The following is a 23,437-nucleotide window of genomic DNA, read 5'->3' as shown; positions in this document are numbered from 1 at the left end:
TCCGGGGAGGGCTCGAGGGTGCGCCGGGTCACGCGGCGCGGGTGATCTCCGCCTGCTCCACCTGGTCGTTCTCCAGGCCGGACGGCTTCGGCGGGGCCGGGCGGCGGCGCAGCAGCCGCGGCAGCTCCAGGAAGCCCTCCGCCTGCATCATCGCGAAGCCGATGCGCGGCAGGTCGCGGTTGTGCGGGAAGACGATGAAGCGCGGCTCCCAGCGGGGCCGGAACTTCTCGTTGAACTTGTAGAGCGACTCGATCTGGAACCAGCGGGAGAGGAAGATCAGCACCTTGCTCTGGATGCGCACCACCGGGCCCGCGCCCAGCTTGCTGCCGCGCTCGAGGGCGGAGCGGAAGAACGCGAAGTTCAGCGACATGCGCTTGATCTTCAGGTCGGGCGCGGCCTGCAGGAAGGCGACGATGAGCAGTTCGTTCATGCCCGGGTCGGCGCTGCGGTCGCGGCGCATCAGCTCCAGCGACGAGCCGTCCTTGCCCCACGGCACAAAGTGCTGCATGGCCTTGAGGTCACCGAACGGGGCGTCCTCGCCCTCCTCCGGGTCCTTGTGGGCGGTGGCGATGATGGCGTCCAGGTCCTTGGGGTCGCCGATCCGGCCCAGCGCCATGGAGAAGCCGCGCTCCTCGTCGGTGTCGCGCCAGGCGTTGGCCGCCTTCTGGACGGCCGCCAGCTCCTCGGCCGAGAGGTCGCCGACCCGGCGCACCTTGGTGGTGTAGCCATTGCGCTCGATGCGCTTGACCATCTGGCGGACATTGCGCATGGAGCGTCCGGTCAGGGTGAAGTCCGCCACATCGACGATGGCTTCGTCGCCCATCTCCAGGGCGTCCAGCCCGGTCTCGCGGGTCCACACCTCGCCACCGGTCTCGCTGCAGCCATTGACGGCGGGCGTCCAGGAGTGGCGCCTGGCCAGCTCCATGAACTGCTCGATGGCGCCCGGCCAGGCCTCGACGTCGCCGATCGGGTCGCCGCTGGCGAGCATCACGCCGGAGACCACGCGGTAGGAGACGGCCGCCTTGCCGGTCGGGGAGAAGACCACGCTCTTGTCGCGGCGCAGCGCGAAGTGGCCGAGCGAGTCGCGGGCGCCGTGCTTGTCGAGCAGTTCGCGCAGCTTGTCCTCGTCCTCCTCGGTGAGGACGGCGGCGGGGTGCTCCGGGCGGAAGACCAGGAAGACGGTGGTGACGAGGGTCAGCAGGCCGAGGGCGCCGAGGGAGTAGCCGACGGTGTAGTCGACATTGTCGGTGTAGCGGATCGAGCCCTCGAAGCCGAAGAGGCCCCAGATCACATGCTCGATCTGCTCGAGGATCGGCGGGTCACCGATCATCTGGTCCGGGTGCGAGGTCACGATCACCCAGCCGAGGCCGAAGCTGGCCCCGCCCATGAACACAAAGTTGGCCAGCGCCTTCCAGCGGCTGCGCGGGTCCGGCAGCGCGGTGAAGGAACTCTTGCGCCACATCAGGTAGAGGAAGAGCAGCAGGGAGAAGGCGGCGCCCATGTAGGAGTGCCGGTAGATCAGGTGCGCGGCCACGCCGACCGGCAGCACCAGCACGGCGGCGAGCCAGGCGCGCTGCTTGGCGCGCTTGAGCCCGTGCGCGAGCATCAGCAGCAGGATGCCGACGACTATCGAGGCGGCGGGCGCGAGCTGGGTGACCGCACCGGGCAGCACCTCGGCGAGGGCGTGCACCCTGCTGAAGCGGACGCGGGGGAAGACGCCGGCCGCGATGTTCATCAGGCCGATAAGGGCGGCGACCGTGCCTACGACCAGGGGAACGTTCTCCGGCTTCGGGCCCTTCGCCATGCGCGCAAGCCACGACAGCCTCGTCGGTCCCGAAGGAACCTCGTCGGACTTTTTGCCATCTACCCTGACAGACATCTCTTCCCGTCGTCCATGTCGAGTGGGCCTGCGGCATCTGGTCGGCAGCGCCCGGACAATGTGCGCCCTATAGGACGACGGTTTCGGGGCTGAGGTTCCGCCGGGGCCGGGCCCGGAAAAAGTAACCATTCCGCGACTCGGGCGCCGGGTCGCTCGGCAGAAAGCACCTCATGGGTCTCACCAGCAAGACAGTTCTACTGCTGGCCGTCGTTTTGGCGGTAGTGCTCTTCGCTCTGACGATCTGGCTGTGGCCGCGGCTGGGTAAGCGGAGCGTGGGCTCCGTGTTCGCCCGGATCGGCATGCTCGTCGTCACCCAGCTGACGCTCTTCGCCTCGATCGGGCTGTGGGCCAACCAGTCCTTCGGTTTCTACGCCTCCTGGGCCGACCTCTTCGGCCAGGAGCAGGACCAGGGCGTGGTGATCGACCACAGCGCGGGCGCCAAGCAGATCAAGGTCATGGGCGTCCAGCAGGTGAACGTGCCCCGGGCCACGGTGCCGCGGGTCGCGGGCCAGATCGAGAAGGTCAACATCCAGGGACCCGAATCAAAGATCGCCAGCCCGGCCTTCATCTACCTTCCGCCGGAGTACTTCCAGCCGGAATTCGCCAACCGCAAGTTTCCCGCCTCCGTCGTGCTGACCGGCTACCCCGGTACCGCCGAGGCCCTGATCAAGGGGCTGCACTACCCGCAGACGGCGCACAAGCTCGCCAAAGAGAAGAAGATGCAGCCCACCATCCTGGTGATGATGCGGCCGACCGTCGCGCCGCCCCGGGACACCGAGTGCATGGACATACCGGGCGGTCCGCAGACCGAGACCTTCTTCACCAAGGATCTGCGGAAGGCGGTGTCCCAGCAGTACCGGGTCGGGACCAAGGCCGCGAACTGGGGCATGATCGGCGACTCCACCGGTGGCTACTGCGCCCTCAAGCTCGCGATGCGGCACCCCGGCGCCTACGGTGCCGCCGCCGCCCTTTCCGGCTACTACAAGGCCCCGCAGGACCCGACGACCGGTTCGCTCTTCAACGGCAGCAAGAAGCTGGAGAACGAGAACAACCTGATGTGGCGTCTGAAGAACAAGCCGCTGCCCAAGGTCTCGCTGCTGGTGACCAGCAGCAAGCAGGGCGAGCACAACTACAAGGACACCATGAAGTTCATCGAGCTGGCGGCCAAGCACCCGGCCCGGGTCTCCTCGATGATCCTGGAGAGCGGCGGCCACAACTTCAACACCTGGCGCCGAGAGATCCCCGGCACCCTGCAGTGGATGGGCAGCCGCCTCAGCGCGTGACCGCCCCTGTTCCCATGGCCCGCTGCCCACAGCGGGCCATTTTCTTCAGGGCCTGCCCCGTTCAACGGACGTGCTGCATTTACCGGGACACGATGAGGCTCATCGCCTCGGCCCGCGTCGCGGGGTCGCGCAGCTGGCCCCGCACCGCCGAGGTCAGCGTCTTGGCGCCGGGCTTCCGGATCCCCCGCATGGACATGCACATGTGCTCGCACTCGACCACCACCACAACGCCCCGGGCCTCGAGGATCTCCATCAGGGAGTCCGCGATCTGCGTGGTGAGCCGTTCCTGCACCTGCGGGCGGCGGGCATAGACGTCCACCAGCCGGGCCAGCTTCGACAGCCCGGTTATCTTGCCGCTGGTCGCCGGGATATAGCCGACGTGCGCCACTCCATGGAACGGCACCAGGTGGTGCTCACAGGTGCTGTAGACCTCGATGTCGCGGACCAGCACCATCTCGTCGTGCCCCAGGTCGAAGGTTGTGGTCAGCACATCCTCCGGCTCCTGCCACAGGCCCGCGAATATCTCCTTGTAGGCGCGTGCCACCCGCGCCGGAGTCTCCCGCAGGCCCTCCCGGTCCGGGTCCTCGCCGACCGCGATCAGCAGCTCGCGCACCGCGTTCTCGGCCCGCTTCTCGTCGAATTCGCCGACGGAATGCTCGGCGTCCAAGGTCACCGGGTCGGTCATGGAGTTCCCTCGTTCTCTCGTGCGTACGCGCCTGCGCGGCGGGCCGGTGTGCACATATGCGCGACGCCGCGCCCCCAAGGCTAAAACCTGGGTGACGCGGCATCCATTCCGGGCCCGATGGGACCGGATCAGCGCAAGCCGGCTCAGTTCTCCGGGTGGGCGTCCTCCGGGAGGGAGACCGACTCCACGGCGGCGACGCCGTTGTTGGTCGGAGCGAGCTCCTTGGGGGAGAGCACCGGCGGACGGCTGGAGGGCGTACGGCGCGAAGAACCCGTCCAGGCCGGGCGGGCCGGGCGCCTCACCACATGCTTGAAGATCTCGGCGATCTCCTCCTTGTTCAGCGTCTCCTTCTCCAGGAGGGCCAGAACCAGGTTGTCGAGGATGTCGCGGTTCTCGACCAGGATCTCCCACGCCTCGTTGTGCGCGGTCTCGATGAGCTTCTTGACCTCTTCGTCGACCAGGGCCGCGACCTCTTCCGAGTAGTCGCGCTGGTGCGACATCTCGCGGCCCAGGAAGGGCTCGGAGTTGTCGGAACCGAACTTGATCGCGCCCAGCCGCTCGGTCATGCCGTACTGGGTGACCATCGCACGGGCCGTGGTGGTGGCCTTCTCGATGTCGTTCGCCGCGCCCGTGGTCGGGTCGTGGTAGACGAGCTCCTCGGCCGCACGGCCGCCCAGCATGTAGGCGAGCTGGTCGAGCATCTCATTGCGAGTGGTGGAGTACTTGTCCTCCTCCGGCAGGACCATGGTGTAGCCGAGCGCGCGGCCCCGGGACAGGATCGTGATCTTGTGCACCGGGTCGGAGTTCGGGGAGGCCGCGGCCACCAGGGCGTGTCCGCCCTCGTGGTACGCGGTCATCTTCTTCTCCTTGTCGCTCATGATCCGGGTCCGCTTCTGCGGTCCGGCCACGACGCGGTCGATCGCCTCGTCCAGCATGTGGTTGTCGATCAGCTTCCGGTCGCTGCGGGCCGTCAGCAGGGCGGCCTCGTTCAGCACATTGGAGAGATCGGCACCGGTGAAGCCGGGCGTACGGCGGGCGACGGCCGCGAGGTCGACGTCCGGGGCGACCGGCTTGCCCTTCTGGTGGACCTTGAGGATCTCCAGACGGCCCTGCATGTCCGGGCGGTCGACGGCGATCTGCCGGTCGAAGCGGCCCGGGCGCAGCAGCGCCGGGTCGAGGATGTCGGGCCGGTTGGTGGCGGCGATCAGGATGACGCCGCCCTTGACATCAAAGCCGTCCATCTCGACGAGCAGCTGGTTGAGGGTCTGCTCGCGCTCGTCGTGGCCGCCGCCGAGGCCCGCGCCGCGGTGCCGGCCGACGGCGTCGATCTCGTCGACGAAGACGATGGCCGGGGCGTTGGCCTTGGCCTGCTCGAAGAGGTCGCGCACCCGGGAGGCACCGACGCCGACGAACATCTCGACGAAGTCGGAGCCGGAGATCGAGTAGAAGGGCACGCCCGCCTCGCCCGCGACGGCGCGCGCGAGCAGCGTCTTGCCCGTACCGGGCGGGCCGTAGAGCAGCACACCCTTGGGGATCTTGGCGCCGACGGCCTGGAACTTGGCGGGTTCCTGGAGGAATTCCTTGATCTCGTGGAGTTCCTCGACCGCCTCGTCGGACCCGGCCACATCGGCGAAGGTCGTCTTCGGGGTGTCCTTGGTGATCAGCTTGGCCTTGGACTTCCCGAAGTTCATCACCCGGGAGCCGCCGCCCTGCATCTGATTCATCAGGAACAGGAAGACCACGACGATCAGGACGAACGGCAGCAAAGAGAGCAGCACCCCGATGAACGGGTTCTGCTTCGATGTCGCGATGTTGTAGCCATCGGGCAGAACCTCGGAGCCGGGTTTGTTCCGGTCGACCTGGTTCTGGAGCATCGTCGAGATCATGACGCCCTGGTCACCGATGTAGTTCGCCTGGACCTTGCTGCTGCCCTTGATCTTCTGGCCGCTCTTGAGCTCGACCTTGATCTTGTTCTCGTCGCCGGTCGTCAGCTCGGCCGACTTCACCTTCTCCGACCGGATCGCTTGCACGACCAGTCCGGTGTCCACCGACTTGTAGCCGCCAGACGAGCCGACGACCTGCATCAACACGACCACGGCGAGGACGGCCAGCACGATCCACATGACCGGCCCACGGAAGTAGCGCTTCACGTCCATCCATACGGGGCGCAAGCGCCCCGTCCCTCCTGCCACAGTGAGGCACGGCCGGCCCTGATCGGGTTGCCTGTGCGTACGGTGTTCTGCTCGACCTTGCAGTGCTTGTAACTAAAACTGTTTGAAAAGACTGACCTTCGGACGGTACCTCAGCATTGTCACCCGGCGCCGCCGCAGACGGTCAACAAATCCGCCTTCCCATTCTCCAACGGCGGAAAACGGGAGACGGTTCCCGCTCAGCCGCCGTAGACGTGCGGCGCGAGCGTGCCCACGAAGGGCAGGTTGCGGTACTTCTCCGCGAAGTCGAGTCCGTAACCGACGACGAACTCGTTCGGGATGTCGAAGCCGACCCACTTCACGTCGAGGGTGACCTTGGCCGCCTCCGGCTTGCGCAGCAGGGTCACCACGTTGAGCGAGGCGGGCTCGCGGGAGCCGAGGTTCGACAGCAGCCAGGACAGCGTCAGACCGGAGTCGATGATGTCCTCGACGATCAGGACGTGCTTGCCCTTGATGTCGGTGTCCAGGTCCTTGAGGATGCGGACCACGCCGGAGGACTGGGTGCCCGCGCCGTAGGAGGACACGGCCATCCAGTCCATGGTGACGGGGTTGGACAGCGCGCGCGCCAGGTCCGCCATCACCATCACGGCGCCCTTGAGGACACCGACGATGAGCAGGTCCTTGCCCGCGTACTCCACGTCGATCTTCGCGGCCAGCTCGGCCAGCTTCGCGTCGATCTCTTCCTTGGTGATGAGCACCGACTTGAGGTCGGTGCCCATGTCCTTGTCGTCCACCCGCGCCACTCTCGTTTGTTTGGGCCCATCCGGCTGTTCACGGCTCGTCCGGCTCAGGAGAGGCCGGACGGGACCGGTCGAGGCTCAATCGTGCTCGTTCGAATCAGCCCTGCCGGAGGACCAGTCTGCCACCATGCCGGTGGACCGCGACGCGCCCGGGGAGGTTGATGGCCCGCTGACCCCGCCAACCGGTGATCAGCCGGTCGACTTCCTCGATGTGCCGGGCGAAGAGCGAGCCGGCCGGGGAGCCCGCCTCGATGGCCGCGCGGCGCAGCACCCGGCGGCGCACCGCGGGGGGCAGTGCATAGAGCTTGGCGACCTCCAGCGCGCCGGTGTCGTCCCGTACGGAGGGCTCGACGGCGACGGCCCAGGCGTCGAGGGCGTCGGCGTCGTCACGGGAGAGCTGGGCGGTGCGGGCGAGCGCCTCGACGACGCCCTTGCCCAGGGCCTTCTCCAGGACCGGCAGGGCCTCGTGGCGGACCCGGGAGCGGGTGTAGGCGGGGTCGGCGTTGTGCGGGTCCTCCCAGACGGGCAGCGACTGGACCAGGCACGCCTTGCGGGCGGTCTGCCGGTCGAGGCCGAGGAAGGGCCTGCGGTAGCGGCCGCCGGTGCCGGAGGCGACGGCCATGCCCGACAGGGAGCGGGTGCCCGAGCCACGGGCGAGCCCGAGGAGCACGGTCTCGGCCTGGTCGTCCCGGGTGTGGCCGAGGAGGACCGCCGCGGCGCCGTGCCGCTCGGCGGCGGCGTCCAGGGCGGCGTAGCGGGCGTCGCGGGCGGCGGCCTCGGGGCCGCCCTCCCGGCCGACGGTCACCGTCAGGGCCTCGACGGGGTCGAGGTCGAGGGCGTGGAGGCGGCTGACGACCTCGGCGGCGCGGAGGTCCGAGCCCTGCTGGAGGCCGTGGTCGACGGTGACGCCGCCGGCCCGGACGCCGAGCCTGGGGGCCTCGAAGGCGAGGGCGGAGGCGAGCGCCATGGAGTCGGCGCCGCCGGAACAGGCGACCAGGACGAGCGGCGGCCGGCCCTCGGAGAAGGCCGCGGAGAAGGCCGCCGCGCCGGGTGCGGAAGGGGGCGGAGCGAGGGTGAGCACGTCGTGGAGTACGCGGCGGACCGCCAGGCGTATCGCGGCGACCGCGGGGTGTGGACCCATGTCCGTGTGTCCAATCGTTCCATCTGGCAGGGGGGTGGGCAGAGGATCGGGAGCTTTACGAGCTGCGGGCACGCCGGAAGAACCGTCACGCTGTGTGCGTAGATGGTGACAGAGACGAGCCTTTACCCGAGCATCGCACGCCCACCCCTGGCACACGGTCCCTCGGAAGGGTGATTACGGGAGCGTTCACCCGTCACGGGGCGCGCCCCGGTCACCCATCGGTCTTGCTGTGCACCCGTGCGACCCAGTCCGCTGGTTTGGCGATCTCGGCCTTGGTCGGGAGGGTGTTCGGCGAGGTCCAGACCCGGTTGAAGCCCTCCATGCCGACCTCGTCGACCACGGCCCGTACGAACCGCTCGCCATCACGGTACTGCCGCAGCTTGGCGTCCAGACCCAGCAGCTTGCGCAGCGCCGCGTCCAGCCGGCCCGCGCCGGTGGCCCGGCGCTGCTGGAACTTCTCCCGGATCTCGGTGACGGACGGCACGACCTGGGGGCCTACGCCGTCCATCACATAGTCGGCGTGCCCCTCCAGCAGGGACATCACCGCCGTCAGCCGGGCCAGGATCTCCCGCTGCGCGGGCGTCTGGACCAGCTCGACGATGCTCCGGCCCCCGGTGCGTTCCGCGCTGTTCTCGTCGTATTCCGGCGGCCTGCCGCCCGCCAGCGACTGGGCGGCCTCGCGGATCCGCTCCAGCAGGGTGACCGGGTCGATCTCCGTCTCGCTCAGAAAGGACTGGATCTCGCCCTCGATGTGGTCGCGCAACCACGGTACCGCGGTGAATTGCGTACGGTGCGTCTCCTCGTGCAGGCACACCCACAGCCTGAAGTCATGCGGGTCGACCTCGAGTTCGCGCTCCACATGGACGATGTTGGGGGCCACCAGGAGCAGCCGCCCGCTCCCGTTCGCCGAGCCCGGCAGGTCGAGCGTCGCCGGGGCGAAGGTCTCGTACTGGCCGAGCACCCGGGAGGCCAGGAACGACAGCAGCATGCCCAGTTCGACCCCGGTGACCTTGCCGCCGACCGCGCCCAGCACCGCGCCGCCCGGCACCGCGCCCCGCCGGTCCTGCATCTTCGCCAGCAGCGGAGCGAGCACCGCCCGGAACCCCGCGACGTTCGCCCTGACCCAGCCGACCCGGTCCACGACGAGAACCGGAGTGTCACCTCCGTCATGCGGCCCCGAGGGCCTCATCAGTGTGAACTCCCGGACGTGCTCCTCCGAGGACTTGGCGTGCCGCCGGAGCTCCGCGACCACCTCGCGCGCCTCGGCCCGGCTCACGTCCGGGCCGGGCCGCACAAGCCGGGTCGCGGTCGCCACCGCGAGCTTCCAGTCGACCATCTCCGCACCACCGATGCTCGTCATGGCTTCACGGTACGTGCTCGGTGCGGCGGACGGAGAGGGGTTGTCCGGGCCCCGGTCGGGCCGGTTCACCGGCAACCGCACCCGGCGACCGCCGAGGCGAGCCGGTCCAGCGCCCGCTGCGCGGCGTCCGCGTCATGCGTCCCGTCGGCCAGGAACGCGAAGGCCAGCAGCCTCCCGTCCGCCGACACCACCGTGCCCGCCAAGGTGTTCACACCGGTGAGGGTGCCCGTTTTCGCCCGTACGATGCCCCGCCCCGCGGCCTGCGGGTAGCGCTCCCGGAGCGTCCCGCTGAATCCGGCCACCGGCAGTCCCGTCAGCACCGGGCGCAGCTCCGGGCGGGCCGGGTCCGCGGCGCGGGCGAGCAGCTGGGACAGGAACGCCGCAGAGACCCGGTCGGTGCGGTCGAGCCCGCTGCCGTCGGCCAGGCGCACCCCGGACATCGGCAGGCCGAGCCCGGCCAGCCGCTCGGTGACCGCGTGGGCCGCGCCCTCGAAGGCGGCCGGCTGCCGGTCCGCGAGGGCGGTCTGCCGGGCCAGTGCCTCGGCGATGTCGTTGTCGCTGTTGGTGAGCGCCCGTTCGACCAGGGTGGACAGCGGGGCGGAGGAGACGGCGGCGAGGCGCCGGGCACCGGCGCCGGCCCGGCCCTCGGCGGCCTCGCCGTCGACCCGGACGCCCCGCTCCTCGAGCAGGGCGGCGAACTTCCGTGCGGCGTCGGCGGCCGGCTCGGCGGTCCGGTCGGCGGGGCCGTGGTCCGAGCCGTCCAGCCGCCCCTCGTCGACCGTCAGCGCGCTCACCGGGGCGAGGTTCTCATTGGGCCCGATCGGGTGCTGGGCGGGCCCCGAGTAACGGGAGGTGTCATAGGCGAGCCTGGTGTGGTCCGTGCCCTGCGTCCTGAGCGCCCGGGCGGTGGCGTCGGCCAGTGCGGCCAGGCTCGCGAACGGCCCGTCGCCGTGCGCGGTGAGCGTCGGATCCCCGCCGCCGGTCAACACGATGGTGTCGCCCGAGCCCAGCACCGTGGTCTCGATCCGGTGATCGGGGCCGAGTGCGGCGAGCGCGGCCGCGGCGGTGGCCAGCTTGACGGTCGAGGCCGGGGTGTACGCGGCCGTCTCGTCGGCCCCCAGCAGCCGCTCCCCGGTGGCGATGTCCACCACCGCCGCGGAGTGCCGGGCGCCCAGCGCCGGGTCGTTCAGCAGCGGCTCCAGCGCGGCGGCCAGGCCCGCCCGGGTGACCGGCCGGCCGGCCGGGGCGCCGAGCACCGGCCCCGCCGGCGGGGGTGCCGGCGCGGCGTGATGCTCGCCACCCGGGCGTGCCCCGGCCGCCGCGCGGGCCCGCTCGGCCTTACGCTGACCGGCGTCCCAGGGACCGGCGGCGGCCACCGCGCCGGCCGCCACCACGAGCCCCGCCACGACGGACGAGGCGATGAACCGTACGGTCCGGCGCCGCTCCCGCACGGCGCCGAGCCACCGAACGGTCTGCCGCCGAACGCCGTCAGGCATGACCGACCAGCCCCTTTCGCCACCACACTCGCGCGTGGGGGACACTTAATCACCAGACGTATGTGTTGATCATGAAGGAGCCACCCGTGGAGTTCGACGTCACCATCGAGATTCCGAAGGGTTCACGGAACAAGTACGAGGTGGACCACGAGACCGGTCGCATCCGTCTGGACCGCCGTCTCTTCACCTCGACCAGCTACCCGGCCGACTACGGCTTCGTCGAGAACACCCTCGGCGAGGACGGCGACCCGCTGGACGCCCTGGTCATCCTCGACGAGCCGACCTTCCCCGGCTGTCTCATCAAGTGCCGTGCCGTGGGCATGTTCCGGATGACGGACGAGGCCGGTGGTGACGACAAGCTGCTGTGCGTCCCGGCGAACGACCCGCGGGTGGAGCACCTGCGGGACATCCACCATGTCTCGGAGTTCGACCGCCTGGAGATCCAGCACTTCTTCGAGGTCTACAAGGACCTCGAGCCCGGCAAGTCCGTCGAGGGCGCCGATTGGGTGGGCCGTGCCGAGGCCGAGGCCGAGATCGAGGCCTCTTACAAGCGTCTGGAGGCCGCGGGCGGCTCACACCACTGAGCCCCCGCACACCACGGCCCAAGCGGACGCGCGGCTTCAGAAGCCGCGCGTCCGCTTTGCTGCGCGCCGGGCGGTGCCCGGCACCCGGAGGAACATCCGGGCCGTCTCGGAGCCCAGGTTGACCCCGATGGCGATGGCCAGCGCCAGGGCGGCCGCCCTGGTGAGGCTGGACATGCCGGTGCCCAGGTTGTTCTGGGCGAAGTTGAGCAGCGCGAAGTACACCGCGCTACCGGGCAGCAGCGGACCGATCGCCGCCGTCACATACGGCAGCGCCGAGGTGTACCGGTAGCGCGCAAGCAGCTGGCCGAACAGGCCGACCAGCCCGGCGGCGATGGCCGTGGCGGGCACCGGGTCGAGCCGGGCGGTGTCCGCGAGCGCCCCGTAGACGACCCAGGCGACACCGCCGTTGAGCATCGCCATCAGCACGGTGTGACGTTCCTGCTGGAGCAGCACGGCGAATGCCAGGGCCAGCAGCATCGCCGCGATGATCTGGATGACGGGCCGCTCCTGGCGGTGCAGCGCCGCCTCGGGGTTGAGGGTCCGGCCGCCCACGTGCACCCCGCCGTAGAGCACCATCAGCACGCCGCACACGATTCCGACGATCAGATAGCCGACCTCCAGCAGCCGGGCGGCGGCGGTGATGTAGAAGCCGGTGAGGCCGTCCTGGACGCCCGCGACCAGCGCCCGCCCGGGGATCAGGGCGAACAGCCCACCGGTGATCACCGCGGAGGCCTGGACCTTGGCATGGCTCGCGCTCAGCGCGACGCCCATCGCGGCCGGGGGCATCGCCGCCACCACGAACTGGTAGAACTCCGGCAGCCCGCGCCCCGCGGCCAGCCAGGCCAGCCGGTCGCCGAGCACCGCGCCGGCCGCCGCCGCGAGGAAGACCAGCGCCCCGCCGCCGACCAGCATGCTGGCCGCACCGGCCAGCAGCCCGGCGGCCAGCGTCAGCCCCCAGCCCGGATACGGATGCCGGTTGCGGCGGATCTCGGCGAGCCCGCGGTACGCCTCCTCCAGGGTGAGCCCCTGCGCGGTGATGTCGCGGACCAGCCGGAAGACCGCCGACAGCCGGGTGTAGTCGGTGCCCCGCCGGCGCACCGTCCGGCTCGCGGTGACCGGGGGGTCCACCAGGGACGGCTGGTAGCTGACGCTCAGCAGGGTGAAGGTGACCGTTGGCTCGCAGCGCCCCAGACCGTAGGCGTGCGCCACCCCGTACATCGCCGCCTCGACGTCCTCGGCGCCCTCGCCGCCCGCGAGCAGCAACTCGCCGATGCGCAGCGTCAGGTCGAGCACCCGCGGCACCGGCGGCCCGGGCTCGCCCTCCTTCTCCGCCCGCTCCGGCACCGGCCGCTCGCCGACGGGCATGCGCAGCATGGTGCGCATCCGGTCCTGCCAGGGCGCCTCCTTGGTGAGGCCGACCCTGGGCATGCCGTACGGCGGGGTGAGGGGCTGCTGCCCCGGCGCGGACGGGAGATTGAAGGCCGAGCCCCCGGGCTTCTCCGGCTGCTGCGCGATGCCCTCGGGGATCGCGAACTCGGAGGTGGGGTGCTCCTCCTCCGGCACCGGCGGCAGCGGTACGCCCAGCGGCGGGGTGAAGGCGCTGTGGGCCTCGTCGGTCTGCGGCTTGCGGTCCTCGCCGCCGTCCGCGGCGTCCGGGGCGCCGCCCCGCTGCCGTTCAGCCACCGCTCCGCTCCCTGCCGACCCAGCCGTCAGGACAACCATGCCTGATCAAAGGTTCGAGCGCCTAGCGAGTCTTATATGGATTCGGTGGAGGCTGGTGACGGCAGGGGCGTCAGCGCCGGGCGTGCCGCCCGCGCTGTGCCCTCGGCTGGGGAATGCGGGGTGCGTCGGCGGCGGGCGGGGCCTTCTTGGCCTGGGAGCGGGCCCGCAGGAATTCGATGGCGATCGGGACGACCGAGATCAGCACGATCGCGACCAGCATCAGCTCGATGTTCTTGCGGACGAACCCGACATTGCCGAGCGCCGCCCCCAGCAGCGTCACCCCCGCGCCCCACAGGGTGCCGCCGATGACGTTGAAGATGAGGAAGGAGCGGTAATTCATCCGGCTGACGCCGGCGATGATCGGCGTAAAGGTGCGGATGATCGGCACAAAACGGGCCAGCACCAGGGATTTCGGACCGTGCTTCGCAAAGAATTCGGCGGCCTTCTCGACATTCTCCTGCTTGAAGATCTTCGAGTCGGGGCGCCGGAAGAGGGCCGGTCCGACCTTGCGACCGAAGAGATAGCCGGCCTGATCACCGAGGATCGCCGCCAGCACGACCAGCGCGCACACCGCCCACAGCGGATAGTTGCTCAGCTTCCCCGTCGTGACCAGCAGGCCCGTGGTGAACAGCAGGGAGTCGCCCGGCAGGAAGAAGCCGATCAGCAGGCCCGACTCGGCGAAGACGATGGCCAGGACGCCGATCAGGCCGAACTGGCCGATCAGGTAGTCGGAGTCCAGCCACTGCGGGCCGAGCGCGAGGTTGGTCGTCACAGGGGTCACAGGCTCCTGGGTCGTGGGGCGAGGCCCGGGCACAGGTGGAGGGACAGGCGGGAAGTACGGGGGGATGTGCGAGCCCAAATTATCAACGCCACCGGAGTCCGCCGGGTTCCAGGCCGTCCGACCAGCTGGTACGTCCGGTCGGCGCAACCCGGACCCCTCAAGGATGCGTCTCGCACGGCAAACGACAAAACTGCACGACGGAGGTGGATGCGATGGGCATCGAGGAGTTCGGCGGCGGTCAGCAAGAGACCGATGTGCTCGTGGTCACAACGAACGACGTTCCCGGCTACCGGGTGGAGCGGGTCATCGGAGAGGTCTTCGGCCTCACCGTGCGCTCCCGTCACCTGGGCAGCCAGATCGGCGCGGGCCTGAAGTCGATGATCGGCGGCGAGCTCAAGGGCCTGACCAAGACCCTGGTCCAGACCCGCAACCAGGCCATGGAGCGGCTGATCGAGCAGGCCCGGGCGCGCGGCGCCAATGCGGTCCTGATGTTCCGCTTCGATGTGACCGAGGCCGCCGACGTCGGCACCGAGGTCTGCGCCTATGGCACGGCCGTGGTGATCGCCCCGCAGCACTGACCGGGTGTGGGCACCGAGGCCACCCTCGGTGCCCACAATGTTCGGAGGGAACGTTCCCTCCTCACCCGTGCGGGTGGCACTACGGTCGTATGCGGGACATGCGCCCACGACCCCGCACACGATCCCGTCCATGGGAGCAGCAATGGCCGCAGAAGCCGGGCACCAGCAGCGAGAGCAGGCCACCCCGGACAACTGGATGTACCCGCCGGCGGACGGCTGGACGTACGACCAGGTGAAGGAGCTGGTCCTGCCATTCGACTGGGAACTACTGGGCGGGAAGATCGTGGTACGAGGGGCGACCAATTGGTGGCACAACACCGTGCGGGACGAGCTTTACTTCCGGCTGAGGAGCACCAAGCCTGAGCCGTTCATGGTCAACACCGAACAGTCGGTCTTCATCGAAGAAGGCAGCACCCCGAGGCCCGATGTCGTGATCTTCGATAAGAGGGGACTCGACATCGCCACTGTGGATTGCGTTCCTGTCGGAAACGTTGTTCTCGCTGTCGAGGTCGTCTCCCCCGGCTCACGCACGGAGGACCGGCTCTACAAGCCAGGCATGTATGCCCAAGCGGGGATCGACCACTACTGGCGCATCGAACGCGACGACAATGACCTGCCCGTGGTGCACGAATTCTGGCGCCACCGCGAAGTGGACTGGTACATCCCCAGCCCCGACTGCCCCACGCACATCGGCAAGCTGAAGACAGACGTCCCCTTCCCCATCGAGATCGACCTCCGCAGCCTCGTCGAAGTCTGAGCCTGTCGCGCCCCGTCATGTGGTAGGCAGACCCCCATGGCACTCCACAAGGGCATGCACGACCAGCACGCCAAGCGCGCCTACTCCGTCAATCCCTTCTACGGCGAGGCCGATCCGGTCGCCGACATGTCGATCGCCCCGCCGCGCCACTGTCTTCCCGAGAAGCCCATAACTCCGCACGCCGCCTACCAGTTCGTCCATGACGAGCTGATGCTGGACGGCAATGCCCGGCTCAACCTGGCGACCTTCGTCACCACCTGGATGGAGCCCCAGGCCGGGGTGCTGCTGTCCGAGTGCCGGGACAAGAACATGATCGACAAGGATGAGTATCCGCGCACCGCCGAGCTGGAACAGCGCTGTGTGACCATGCTCGCCGACCTCTGGCACGCCCCCGACCCCGTCTCGACCATCGGCTGTTCGACCACCGGGTCCAGCGAGGCGTGCATGCTCGCCGGGCTGGCGTTCAAGCGGCGCTGGGCGCAGCGGAACGCCGACCGCTATCCCTCCGCCACCGCCCGGCCCAATCTCGTCATGGGCGCCAACGTCCAGGTGTGCTGGGAGAAGTTCTGCAACTTCTGGGAGGTGGAGGCCCGTCAGGTGCCGATGGAGGGCGACCGGTTCCACCTCGACCCCGGCTCGGCCGCCGAGCTGTGCGACGAGAACACCATCGGCGTGGTGACCGTCCTGGGCTCGACCTTCGACGGGTCGTACGAGCCGGTGGCGGAGGTGTGCGCCGCGCTGGACGCGCTCCAGGAGCGCACCGGCCTGGACATCCCCGTCCATGTGGACGGCGCGTCCGGCGCGATGATCGCGCCGTTCCTGGACGAGGACCTGGTCTGGGACTTCCGGCTGCCGCGGGTGGCGTCCATCAACACCTCCGGGCACAAGTACGGGCTGGTCTACCCGGGCGTCGGCTGGGCGCTGTGGCGGGACAAGGCGGCGCTGCCGGAGGAACTGGTCTTCCGCGTCAACTACTTGGGCGGCGACATGCCGACCTTCGCCCTGAACTTCTCCCGGCCCGGTGCGCAAGTGGCCGCGCAGTACTACACCTTCCTGCGGCTGGGCCGCGAGGGGTATCGCGCGGTGCAGCAGAACGCCCGGGACGTGGCCTGCTCGCTCGCCGAACGCATCGGTGAGCTGGGCGACTTCAGGCTGCTGACGCGCGGTGACGAGCTGCCGGTGTTCGCCTTCACCACGGCCGGAGGGGTGGCGAACTACGATGTGTTCGATGTGTCCCGGCGGCTGCGGGAGCGCGGCTGGCTGGTGCCCGCGTACAGCTTCCCGCCCAACCGGGAGGATCTCTCCGTGCTGCGGATCGTCTGCCGCAATGGCTTCTCGCTGGACCTGGCGGACCTGTTCATGAACGACCTGCGGTCCCTGCTGCCCGAACTCCGGCGTCAGCACGGACCGTTGGGGCGTCCGGAGTCGGTGGCGACGGCCTTCCATCACTGATGGCGGCATACCACCGATGACGGCGCATCACTGACCGGGATCCATGGGAGGAGCCGGCGACGACGCGAGGCCCTCCCATGGATCGCCCTCGTCCGCCATCACATACGCACCGGCTTCGAGCCGCGCGATCAGCCCCCGGGACCACTCCTCCCCCGCCTCGGCGGTATGCACCCATACCCCCATGACCTCCCCGATGTGCCCCCAGTCCTGGCCTCCCTCCGGGGTCCAGTGCCGGCGGATCTCGGCCCGCCACTCCTCCAGCGCCGCCACCCGCTGCTTCAGCAGGGCGATCGCCTCGGCCCGCGGAAGGTCCACCACAAAGCCGACCCCGGCCGTGAGGACGTCGATCTTCTGGTCATGGGAGGACAGCGCCTCCCGCAGCAGCGCGAAGAACTCCGCCTCGCCCTCCGCCGTCAGCTCGTACTCGGTGCGCGGCGGCCCCCCGGCCTCGCTCGGCGCGATGTCATGGGCGATCAACAGGCCTTGTTTCGCCATTGACTTGAGCGCATGGTAGATCGACCCGGGCTTGGCGTTGGACCACTGATGCGCGCCCCAGAACTCCAGGTCGCTGCGCACCTGGTAGCCATGCGCACGTCCATGCTGACGGACCGCCCCCAGCACCAGCAGCCGGATCGCCGACATCGTTCCCTCATTCATTCCGCCTGATTGTCCGCCGAGCACAGACTAGGGCTGCCCTGGGCGGAAGGGCTCACCCGGCGGCCTCTTCAGAACGGGAATCTGCTGCGTCCGTACTGAATGGAGATCCATTTGCAGGTGGTGAAGACCTCCACCATGGAGTCCCCGTTCAACCGCCCGATCCCCGAGCGCTTTTCGCCGCCGAACGGCACGATCGGCTCGTCGTGCACGGTGCCGTCGTTGATGTGCATCATGCCGGTCTCGATGCGCTTGGCGAACCGCACCCCGCGCTCGATGTCGGCGGTGTGCACCGAGCCGCTCAGCCCGAACGGCGTGTCATTGGCGATGCGCACCGCCTCTTCCTCCTCGTCGAAGGGGATGATCAGCGCGACCGGGCCGAAGACCTCTTGGCCGAGCACCGCGGCGTCCTCCGGCACATCCGTCAGCACGGTCGGCTCCACCAGCGTGCCCACGGCCTGGCCGTGGAGGAGTGCCGTGGCGCCGTCGGCGACGGCCTGGTCCACGATGGCCGTGACGGCCTCGGCCTGGCTGCTGTTGATCAGCGGGCCGATCTGGGTGGCCGGGTCGCCGGGGTCGCCCACCTTGAGGGCCTTGACCCGGGCGACGAACTTCTCGGTGAACTCCGCCGCCAGCGAGCGGTGCACCAGCAGCCGGTTGGCGGCCATGCAGACCTGCCCCTGGTGGACGAAGCGGCTGAAGACGGCCGCGTCCACCGCGTAGTCGACGTCCGCGTCGTCCATCACCACCAGCGCATTGTTGCCGCCGAGCTCCAGGATCACCCGCTTGAAGTGCTGGGCGGCGACGGTGGCCACATGGCGGCCGACCTTGTCGGAGCCGGTGAAGGAGATGACCTTGGGCACCGGGTGCTCGAGGAGCGCGTCGCCGATCTCCGCGATGTCGGTCACCACCACATTGAGCACCCCGCCGGGCAGCCCCGACTCCGCCAGTACCTTGGCGACCAGCCCGCCGCCGCAAATGGGCGTGTTCTGGTGCGGCTTGAGCACCACGGCGTTGCCCAGCGCCAGCGCCGCGGCCACCGACTTGAGCGACAGCAGGAAGGGGAAGTTGAACGGGCTGATCACCCCGACCACGCCGACCGGCACCCGGTAGACGCGGTTCTCCTTGGTGTCGTCGGGGGACGGCAGGATGCGGCCTTCGGCGCGCAGCGCCAGCTGGATCGCCTCCCGCAGGAACTCCCGCGCCGTGTGCAGTTCAAAGGCCGCCTTGACGGCCGTGCCACCGCACTCGGCGATGATCGCCGCCGTCAGGTCCGCTTCGTTCTCGTCGATGAAGCGGATGGCCCGCTCGAAGACCAGCCGACGGGAGTACGGATTGGTCTGCGCCCAGGGGCGCTGGGCGCGCTCCGCGACGCGATAGGCCTGGTCGATCTCGTCAACCGAGGCCACCGTGATGGACGCGAGCTTCTCCCCGTCGTAGGGGTTGAAGTCGACGATGTCCCAGGAACCGGTACCGGTTCGCCACTCGCCGTCGATGTACTGACAGGCCAGCTCGCTGAAGTAGGAGGAGTACGACATGCACCATCCCTGTCTGCGGGTGTGTGGGCCCACCCCGGCCCACACAGAGGTCCAGACTTACTGACTGGGCGTCATGGTACTTGCGGCTCAGGCAACTTGGAGGAGGCGGTTGATGAGCTCCCGGGTCCGCTCCGGGGACAGGCTGTCGGACCGCAGCCGGTCCATGGCGCGCGCGTACTGCGCCACCTCTTCGGGTTTGTCCAGATACAGCGCACCGGTGAGCTGCTCCAGGTACACCACGTCCGGGAGGTCCGACTCCGGGAAGCGCAGCACGGTGAACGCCCCGCTCTCCCCCGCATGCCCGCCGTGCCGGAAGGGCATCACCTGGAGCGTCACATTGGGCTGCTCGGAGAGGTCGACCAGGTGCTGGAGCTGGCCGCGCATCACGGTGGCGCCGCCGTACGGGCGGTGCAACGCGGCCTCGTCCAGCACCGCGTGGACGGTGGGCGCCCGCTCGGAGAACAGCAGCTTCTGCCGCTCCATGCGCAGCGAGACCCGCCGCTCGATCTCGGCGTCATCGGCCCTGGGCTGGCCGCGGACCACCACGGCATGGGCGTAGCCCTCGGTCTGCAGCAGGCCGTGCACGAACTGCACCTCATAGATCCCGATGTGCGAGGCGGCGCCCTCCAGGCCGACATAGGTCTGGAACCAACTGGGCAGCACATCGCCGTAGCTGTGCCACCAGCCCGCGATGTTGGCCTCCCGGGCCAGCCCCAGCAGCGCCTCGCGTTCCACTTCGCTGGCGATCCCGTAGAGCGTCAGCAGATCCTCCACATCACGTGTCTTGAAGCTCACCCGCCCCAACTCCATACGGCTGATCTTCGACTCGGACGCGCGGATCGAGTACCCGGCCGCTTCCCGTGTGATGCCCCGCGACTCGCGCAGCCTCCTGAGCTGGGAGCCAAGAAGTATGCGGCGTACCACGGAACCGCTCGACTCGCTCGTGGTCATCTCTGCGACCCCTTCTTCCGGTCCTGTTCCCGGCGTTGGCCGTGCCGACCCTTCTGGGGGCGACCCCCGCTGCCCCCGGCGCCGAAGTCTGCCATCTTTTGGCGCCGTTGAGTGTGCGTGCGGTTACCCATACCGGCCATCGACGAGAGCGTGCGGGGGGCACTACCGAAGGGGGCGTAGGAAGAATTGCACCCCAACCATCCTGTGCGCCCCCAAATCCCCCACGTGCACGTGCATCTGCCCTTGCATCCGCCCTGCGCATTCGGAACCATGGGGCACGCACACGTGCACTTTCACGTCCACGATTGCAGGAGTGCCTCGGATGGGTACCGAAGGATCGACTGTGCTCTCCCCGGTCTGGCGAGGGCTGCCCAGGATCGACGCTTCCGCGGTATCCAACTCCGCTTCCTGTGCGCTTCCCCCGCAGTTCGAAGCGGTCCGGACGGCACGGAGGTTCACCAGGGCGACGCTCAACCAGTGGGGCGTTCCCGCCCTCTTCGACGATGCCGCGCTGGTGGTCTCGGAGCTGGTGACCAACTCCATGCGCTACGCACTGCCGACGGACCGTATGGGCGCCGAGTACGAACCTCCCATACGTCTGCACCTGATGCGCTGGACCTCGCGTCTGGTGTGCGCGGTACGCGATCCGAGCGAGGACAGCCCGGTGACCGGCGAAGCCGGGGCCGGCGACGAGCACGGCCGCGGGCTGCTGCTGGTCGAATCCTTCAGTGACGCCTGGGGCTGGCATCCGCTGGCCGGAGCGCTGCGCGGCAAAGTCGTATGGGCGCTGTTCCGGTTACCCCGTGAATAGGGGTCATACGGGGCCACGGCGACCGGCTAATCGCTTACCAGGTAGTCGAATTCGCCGCCCTTGATCCCCAACAGCATGGCCTCGATCTCCGCGGGGGTGTAGATGAGAGCGGGGCCATCCGGGTGGCGGGAGTTGCGGACCGCAACCCCGCCACCCGGCAACTTCGCGAACTCCACGCAGGCACCCTGTGAGTTGGAGTGTTCGCTCTTCCGCCAGACGGCACCCTCGATGCCCGATGCAACCATGCCGTTGTACGCCTGGGGCACTGGAGTCTCCCGGATCATCGCATAGCGCATCCCCGTGACAAGGGATCAGGGACGCCAACTTCCTTGCTCCCTCGGATCATAACTCTGCTTCACGTGCTTCTGCATTGGCTGATGCACGTGCACTCAGGGTGCTGTGACCGCTACATCACCGTTCCGTTTGCGCTGCGGCACACACCGGGGAAAGCGGTGGCGTAATAGGGCACGGGTGCCGTCTCCCGGCATTCTGTGTTTACGGCGTTTACGGCGGTAGCGGCGAAGCAAAGACAAAAGACCGTCAAGTGCCGACTGGACCAACGCTGATTACCGGCATGCATTCCATCCCGCTGTCACCCGTCGGCCACCGGCAGCAGCAACAACTGATCGACATAGCACCAGGCCCACTCCTCACCCGGCTCGAAGGACCGGGCGAGGTGGTGGCCCGCCTCCCGCGCATGCGCGGCCGCATGCCGGTGCGGTGAACTGTCACAGCAGCCCACATGGCCGCAGACCAGGCACAGCCGCAGATGCACCCAGTCGCTGCCGATCCGCAGACAGTCCTCGCAGCCCTCCGGGCTGCCCGGCACCACCCCGGGGGCCGCCTCGCCCAGGTGGGCGCAGCCACGGCCCGCGGCTTCCTCGGCGACCTGCCAGACCACTGGTTCGCTCATGGTTCGAGGGTAGGCCGCGGGACGGCCCGGTGCACGGTTGAACTCCGCTGGTCAGGGCCATTGTCAGAGGCCGCTGGCAGACTCTGCGCCCAGTGGTCGGTGAGGCGGAGACGGGCCACGGGGGTGTCGGTCTCCGCCTCACCGGGCCGCCGCCCGCTCCCCCGTGCGGCGCAGTCCAGCGGGCACCGGCGGCCCGGGCCGCGCACGATGGCGGCAAGGCCGCCGGACGGCAGCCCCCTACGCCATCCGTCGGCCCCCCAGAGGAGGATCGCCATGTCCCTCAGCCTCCGGCAGCTGGGCCGCTGCACCGTCGCCGTGGACCTCGGAGCGTCCCGGACCCGGGTCTACCTCCGGGACACCGGCCTGATCGTGGACGAGCCCAGCATCGCCGCCGTCAACACCAAGACCGGCTCGCTGATCGCCGTGGGCGCCTCCGCCGAGGGCATGGCCGGGCGCACGCCCGCACACATCAGGGTGCTGCGCCCGATCTCGGGCGGCACGGTCGTGGACATCGACATGGCGCAGCGCATGCTGCGCTTCCTGGTCAGCGACAAGATCCGGCGGGCCTGGCGGCGCAAGCCGCTGCTGCGTGCGGCCGTCTGCGTCCCGCACGACGCCGAGCCGATCGCCCAGCGAGCGGCGGTGGAGACGCTCACCGGGCTCGGCGCCCGGCGGGTGGAGCTGGTGGACACCCTGGTGGCGGCGGCCGTCGGCTGCGGGCTGCCGGTGGAGCAGCCCGAGGCCACGATGATCGTCGTGTGCGGTGCGGCCTCTACGCAGGTGGCCGTGCTGTCCCTGGGTGCCATCGTGGCGGCGGAGAAGGTCCAGGTGGGCGGTGACGCCATCGATTACGCGGTGGTCCAGCACCTGCGCAGCGAGCATGAGTTGATGCTGCCGACCCAGGGGCTCTATCCGCTGCACCTGGCCCTGCGCGCGGACCGGCTGGCGGGCGGCGGCACCGAGACGGAGGTCCGCGGCCGGGATGTGGCCACCGGGCTGTCGCGCACCGTGCTGGTGAGCGCGGCCCATGTCCGGGATGCCATCCAGACACCGCTCACCGCCGTGCTGGACGCCATGGGGCGGGTCCTGCGGGAGTGCCCGCCGGATCTGGTGGCCGATCTGGGCACCCGCGGTGTGATGCTCGCGGGCGGCAGTGCGCTGCTGCCGGGGCTGGACACGATGATCGAGGACGCCACGGGGATGGTCGTGCATATCGCCAAGGACCCGGATCACTGCTCGGTGCTGGGGCTGGGCGCGATGATGGAGGGCCGGGTCCGGCCGATGGTGCTGGATCCGATCCCGATCCGCTGAACATCCGTTCCTCTCCTTGGGAACTTCTTTACCTCCAGAGCGGTTCTGACCAGTGCACGTCCGTATTCACAAGGAGAGACAACGCACATGGCGCTCTGGGACCGGCTCAAGGATTCGGCCACGACGATGCAGGGCCAGCTGATAGCCAGGAAGAACGACCTGAAGAGCGGGGCGTTCCGGGATGCGAGCATGGCAATGTGCGCGCTGGTGGCGGCCGCTGACGGTTCGGTCGACGCTTCGGAGCGGCAGCGGGTGGCCTCGCTGATCGCCACCAATGAGGTGCTGCAGAACTTCCCGGCGGACGATCTGCATGCGCGCTTCACCGACTACTGCCAGAAGCTCGCGGTCGACTTCGCCTTCGGCAAGGTGAGCCTGCTGCAGACCATCGGCAAGGTGGCGAAGAAGCCGACCGAGGCGCGTGCGGTCATTCAGATCGGCATCGTCATCGGCGGCGCGGACGGCGACTTCGACAAGACAGAGCAGGCCGTGGTCCGCGAGGCCTGCTTCGCGGTCGGCATCGACCCCTCGGAGTTCGACCTCTGACAGTGATGATGTGACTGGTGGTTCTGCTGATGAGCCTGACTCACCCTC

General features: G+C 69.3%; 22 protein-coding genes. 8 read left to right on the top strand and 14 right to left on the bottom strand.

What is annotated here, in order from left to right:
* Positions 1-28 precede the first annotated feature (28 nt).
* Entirely contained in the window at positions 29-1,879 is a 1,851-nt protein-coding gene (locus ABCR83_RS18560; protein ID WP_462696155.1) for a phosphatidylglycerol lysyltransferase domain-containing protein, read from the bottom strand.
* 170 nt (positions 1,880-2,049) lie between these two features.
* Between ABCR83_RS18560 and ABCR83_RS18555 the strand changes: the two genes are divergently transcribed.
* Positions 2,050-3,162, top strand: coding sequence for an alpha/beta hydrolase (locus ABCR83_RS18555; protein WP_462696154.1), 1,113 nt, complete (start codon positions 2,050-2,052; stop codon positions 3,160-3,162).
* A gap of 79 nt (positions 3,163-3,241) precedes the next feature.
* Here the strand turns inward: ABCR83_RS18555 and folE are convergent, their stop codons facing one another.
* From folE to dacB, 6 genes are all read right to left on the bottom strand, one after another.
* Positions 3,242-3,847, bottom strand: a complete 606-nt coding sequence (gene folE, locus ABCR83_RS18550; RefSeq protein ID WP_462696153.1) for a GTP cyclohydrolase I FolE — start codon at positions 3,845-3,847, stop codon at positions 3,242-3,244.
* A gap of 143 nt (positions 3,848-3,990) precedes the next feature.
* On the bottom strand, positions 3,991-6,003 hold the full coding sequence (gene ftsH / locus ABCR83_RS18545; protein ID WP_462696206.1) for an ATP-dependent zinc metalloprotease FtsH: 2,013 nt from the start codon (positions 6,001-6,003) through the stop codon (positions 3,991-3,993).
* A 233-nt stretch (positions 6,004-6,236) separates the two neighbouring features.
* Complete coding sequence (gene hpt, locus ABCR83_RS18540) at positions 6,237-6,776, bottom strand: hypoxanthine phosphoribosyltransferase (protein ID WP_462696205.1); 540 nt, start codon at positions 6,774-6,776, stop codon at positions 6,237-6,239.
* Between the two features lie 118 nt (positions 6,777-6,894).
* Positions 6,895-7,938, bottom strand: a complete 1,044-nt coding sequence (gene tilS, locus ABCR83_RS18535) for a tRNA lysidine(34) synthetase TilS (RefSeq protein WP_462696152.1) — start codon at positions 7,936-7,938, stop codon at positions 6,895-6,897.
* A 211-nt stretch (positions 7,939-8,149) separates the two neighbouring features.
* Positions 8,150-9,298 (bottom strand): zinc-dependent metalloprotease, encoded by a 1,149-nt coding sequence (locus tag ABCR83_RS18530; protein ID WP_462696151.1) that lies wholly within the window; start codon positions 9,296-9,298, stop codon positions 8,150-8,152.
* 65 nt (positions 9,299-9,363) lie between these two features.
* Positions 9,364-10,794 (bottom strand): D-alanyl-D-alanine carboxypeptidase/D-alanyl-D-alanine endopeptidase, encoded by a 1,431-nt coding sequence (dacB, locus tag ABCR83_RS18525; protein ID WP_462696150.1) that lies wholly within the window; start codon positions 10,792-10,794, stop codon positions 9,364-9,366.
* A gap of 86 nt (positions 10,795-10,880) precedes the next feature.
* Here dacB and ABCR83_RS18520 point away from each other — a divergent pair, with 86 nt between their 5' ends.
* Positions 10,881-11,378: an inorganic diphosphatase gene (locus tag ABCR83_RS18520; protein ID WP_462696204.1), complete on the top strand. Its 498-nt coding sequence runs from the start codon at positions 10,881-10,883 to the stop codon at positions 11,376-11,378.
* Between the two features lie 36 nt (positions 11,379-11,414).
* Here the strand turns inward: ABCR83_RS18520 and ABCR83_RS18515 are convergent, their stop codons facing one another.
* Together ABCR83_RS18515 and ABCR83_RS18510 are read right to left on the bottom strand one after the other, a co-directional pair.
* A complete protein-coding gene (locus ABCR83_RS18515; protein ID WP_462696149.1) occupies positions 11,415-13,100 on the bottom strand; it encodes a threonine/serine exporter family protein in 1,686 nt (561 codons plus the stop codon).
* Positions 13,101-13,170: 70 nt separating this feature from the next.
* Positions 13,171-13,872 carry a DedA family protein gene (locus ABCR83_RS18510; RefSeq protein WP_462696148.1) on the bottom strand — a complete coding sequence of 234 codons (702 nt, stop codon included), beginning with the start codon at positions 13,870-13,872 and terminating at the stop codon, positions 13,171-13,173.
* Positions 13,873-14,093: 221 nt separating this feature from the next.
* Between ABCR83_RS18510 and ABCR83_RS18505 the strand changes: the two genes are divergently transcribed.
* The 3 genes from ABCR83_RS18505 to ABCR83_RS18495 all read left to right on the top strand — a co-directional run bounded on the left by ABCR83_RS18505 (position 14,094) and on the right by ABCR83_RS18495 (position 16,668).
* Positions 14,094-14,459, top strand: a complete 366-nt coding sequence (locus ABCR83_RS18505) for a YbjQ family protein (protein ID WP_462696147.1) — start codon at positions 14,094-14,096, stop codon at positions 14,457-14,459.
* A gap of 142 nt (positions 14,460-14,601) precedes the next feature.
* A complete protein-coding gene (locus ABCR83_RS18500; protein WP_462696146.1) occupies positions 14,602-15,216 on the top strand; it encodes a Uma2 family endonuclease in 615 nt (204 codons plus the stop codon).
* 36 nt (positions 15,217-15,252) lie between these two features.
* Complete coding sequence (locus ABCR83_RS18495) at positions 15,253-16,668, top strand: glutamate decarboxylase (protein ID WP_462696144.1); 1,416 nt, start codon at positions 15,253-15,255, stop codon at positions 16,666-16,668.
* A 27-nt stretch (positions 16,669-16,695) separates the two neighbouring features.
* On the opposite strand, the gene ABCR83_RS18490 is transcribed toward ABCR83_RS18495, so the two are convergent.
* From ABCR83_RS18490 to ABCR83_RS18480, 3 genes are all read right to left on the bottom strand, one after another.
* Positions 16,696-17,310 carry a PadR family transcriptional regulator gene (locus ABCR83_RS18490; protein ID WP_462696203.1) on the bottom strand — a complete coding sequence of 205 codons (615 nt, stop codon included), beginning with the start codon at positions 17,308-17,310 and terminating at the stop codon, positions 16,696-16,698.
* Positions 17,311-17,393: 83 nt separating this feature from the next.
* Positions 17,394-18,860, bottom strand: coding sequence for an aldehyde dehydrogenase family protein (locus tag ABCR83_RS18485; protein WP_462696143.1), 1,467 nt, complete (start codon positions 18,858-18,860; stop codon positions 17,394-17,396).
* 87 nt (positions 18,861-18,947) lie between these two features.
* The gene (locus ABCR83_RS18480; RefSeq protein WP_462696142.1) at positions 18,948-19,811 is read right to left on the bottom strand and encodes a helix-turn-helix domain-containing protein; all 864 of its coding nucleotides are present in this window, start codon (positions 19,809-19,811) and stop codon (positions 18,948-18,950) included.
* 322 nt (positions 19,812-20,133) lie between these two features.
* On the opposite strand from ABCR83_RS18480, the gene ABCR83_RS18475 reads away from it, so the two are divergent.
* The gene (locus ABCR83_RS18475) at positions 20,134-20,622 is read left to right on the top strand and encodes an ATP-binding protein (protein WP_462696141.1); all 489 of its coding nucleotides are present in this window, start codon (positions 20,134-20,136) and stop codon (positions 20,620-20,622) included.
* A 26-nt stretch (positions 20,623-20,648) separates the two neighbouring features.
* On the opposite strand, the gene ABCR83_RS18470 is transcribed toward ABCR83_RS18475, so the two are convergent.
* Together ABCR83_RS18470 and ABCR83_RS18465 are read right to left on the bottom strand one after the other, a co-directional pair.
* Entirely contained in the window at positions 20,649-20,888 is a 240-nt protein-coding gene (locus ABCR83_RS18470; protein ID WP_462696140.1) for a DUF397 domain-containing protein, read from the bottom strand.
* Positions 20,889-21,214: 326 nt separating this feature from the next.
* The gene (locus ABCR83_RS18465; protein WP_462696139.1) at positions 21,215-21,535 is read right to left on the bottom strand and encodes a UBP-type zinc finger domain-containing protein; all 321 of its coding nucleotides are present in this window, start codon (positions 21,533-21,535) and stop codon (positions 21,215-21,217) included.
* Positions 21,536-21,808: 273 nt separating this feature from the next.
* On the opposite strand from ABCR83_RS18465, the gene ABCR83_RS18460 reads away from it, so the two are divergent.
* Together ABCR83_RS18460 and ABCR83_RS18455 are read left to right on the top strand one after the other, a co-directional pair.
* On the top strand, positions 21,809-22,846 hold the full coding sequence (locus tag ABCR83_RS18460; protein WP_462696138.1) for a rod shape-determining protein: 1,038 nt from the start codon (positions 21,809-21,811) through the stop codon (positions 22,844-22,846).
* An 87-nt stretch (positions 22,847-22,933) separates the two neighbouring features.
* Positions 22,934-23,389, top strand: coding sequence for a tellurite resistance TerB family protein (locus tag ABCR83_RS18455; protein ID WP_462696137.1), 456 nt, complete (start codon positions 22,934-22,936; stop codon positions 23,387-23,389).
* Positions 23,390-23,437 lie beyond the last annotated feature (48 nt).

The sequence above is a fragment of the Streptomyces xingningensis genome (assembly GCF_054957865.1).
The sequence above is the reverse complement of the archived record's forward strand: the minus strand, read 5'-3'. Positions and strand labels throughout refer to the sequence as shown.

Coding starts and splice junctions, on each gene's coding strand:
- ABCR83_RS18560 (WP_462696155.1), bottom strand. CDS start 1,879: ATGTCTGTCAGGGTAGATGGCAAAAAGTCCGACGAGGTTCCTTCGGGA.
- ABCR83_RS18555 (WP_462696154.1), top strand. CDS start 2,050: ATGGGTCTCACCAGCAAGACAGTTCTACTGCTGGCCGTCGTTTTGGCG.
- folE (WP_462696153.1), bottom strand. CDS start 3,847: ATGACCGACCCGGTGACCTTGGACGCCGAGCATTCCGTCGGCGAATTC.
- ftsH (WP_462696206.1), bottom strand. CDS start 6,003: ATGGACGTGAAGCGCTACTTCCGTGGGCCGGTCATGTGGATCGTGCTG.
- hpt (WP_462696205.1), bottom strand. CDS start 6,776: ATGGGCACCGACCTCAAGTCGGTGCTCATCACCAAGGAAGAGATCGAC.
- tilS (WP_462696152.1), bottom strand. CDS start 7,938: ATGGGTCCACACCCCGCGGTCGCCGCGATACGCCTGGCGGTCCGCCGC.
- ABCR83_RS18530 (WP_462696151.1), bottom strand. CDS start 9,298: ATGACGAGCATCGGTGGTGCGGAGATGGTCGACTGGAAGCTCGCGGTG.
- dacB (WP_462696150.1), bottom strand. CDS start 10,794: ATGCCTGACGGCGTTCGGCGGCAGACCGTTCGGTGGCTCGGCGCCGTG.
- ABCR83_RS18515 (WP_462696149.1), bottom strand. CDS start 13,100: ATGGTTGTCCTGACGGCTGGGTCGGCAGGGAGCGGAGCGGTGGCTGAA.
- ABCR83_RS18505 (WP_462696147.1), top strand. CDS start 14,094: ATGGGCATCGAGGAGTTCGGCGGCGGTCAGCAAGAGACCGATGTGCTC.
- ABCR83_RS18500 (WP_462696146.1), top strand. CDS start 14,602: ATGGCCGCAGAAGCCGGGCACCAGCAGCGAGAGCAGGCCACCCCGGAC.
- ABCR83_RS18495 (WP_462696144.1), top strand. CDS start 15,253: ATGGCACTCCACAAGGGCATGCACGACCAGCACGCCAAGCGCGCCTAC.
- ABCR83_RS18490 (WP_462696203.1), bottom strand. CDS start 17,310: ATGTCGGCGATCCGGCTGCTGGTGCTGGGGGCGGTCCGTCAGCATGGA.
- ABCR83_RS18485 (WP_462696143.1), bottom strand. CDS start 18,860: ATGTCGTACTCCTCCTACTTCAGCGAGCTGGCCTGTCAGTACATCGAC.
- ABCR83_RS18480 (WP_462696142.1), bottom strand. CDS start 19,811: ATGACCACGAGCGAGTCGAGCGGTTCCGTGGTACGCCGCATACTTCTT.
- ABCR83_RS18475 (WP_462696141.1), top strand. CDS start 20,134: ATGGGTACCGAAGGATCGACTGTGCTCTCCCCGGTCTGGCGAGGGCTG.
- ABCR83_RS18465 (WP_462696139.1), bottom strand. CDS start 21,535: ATGAGCGAACCAGTGGTCTGGCAGGTCGCCGAGGAAGCCGCGGGCCGT.
- ABCR83_RS18460 (WP_462696138.1), top strand. CDS start 21,809: ATGTCCCTCAGCCTCCGGCAGCTGGGCCGCTGCACCGTCGCCGTGGAC.
- ABCR83_RS18455 (WP_462696137.1), top strand. CDS start 22,934: ATGGCGCTCTGGGACCGGCTCAAGGATTCGGCCACGACGATGCAGGGC.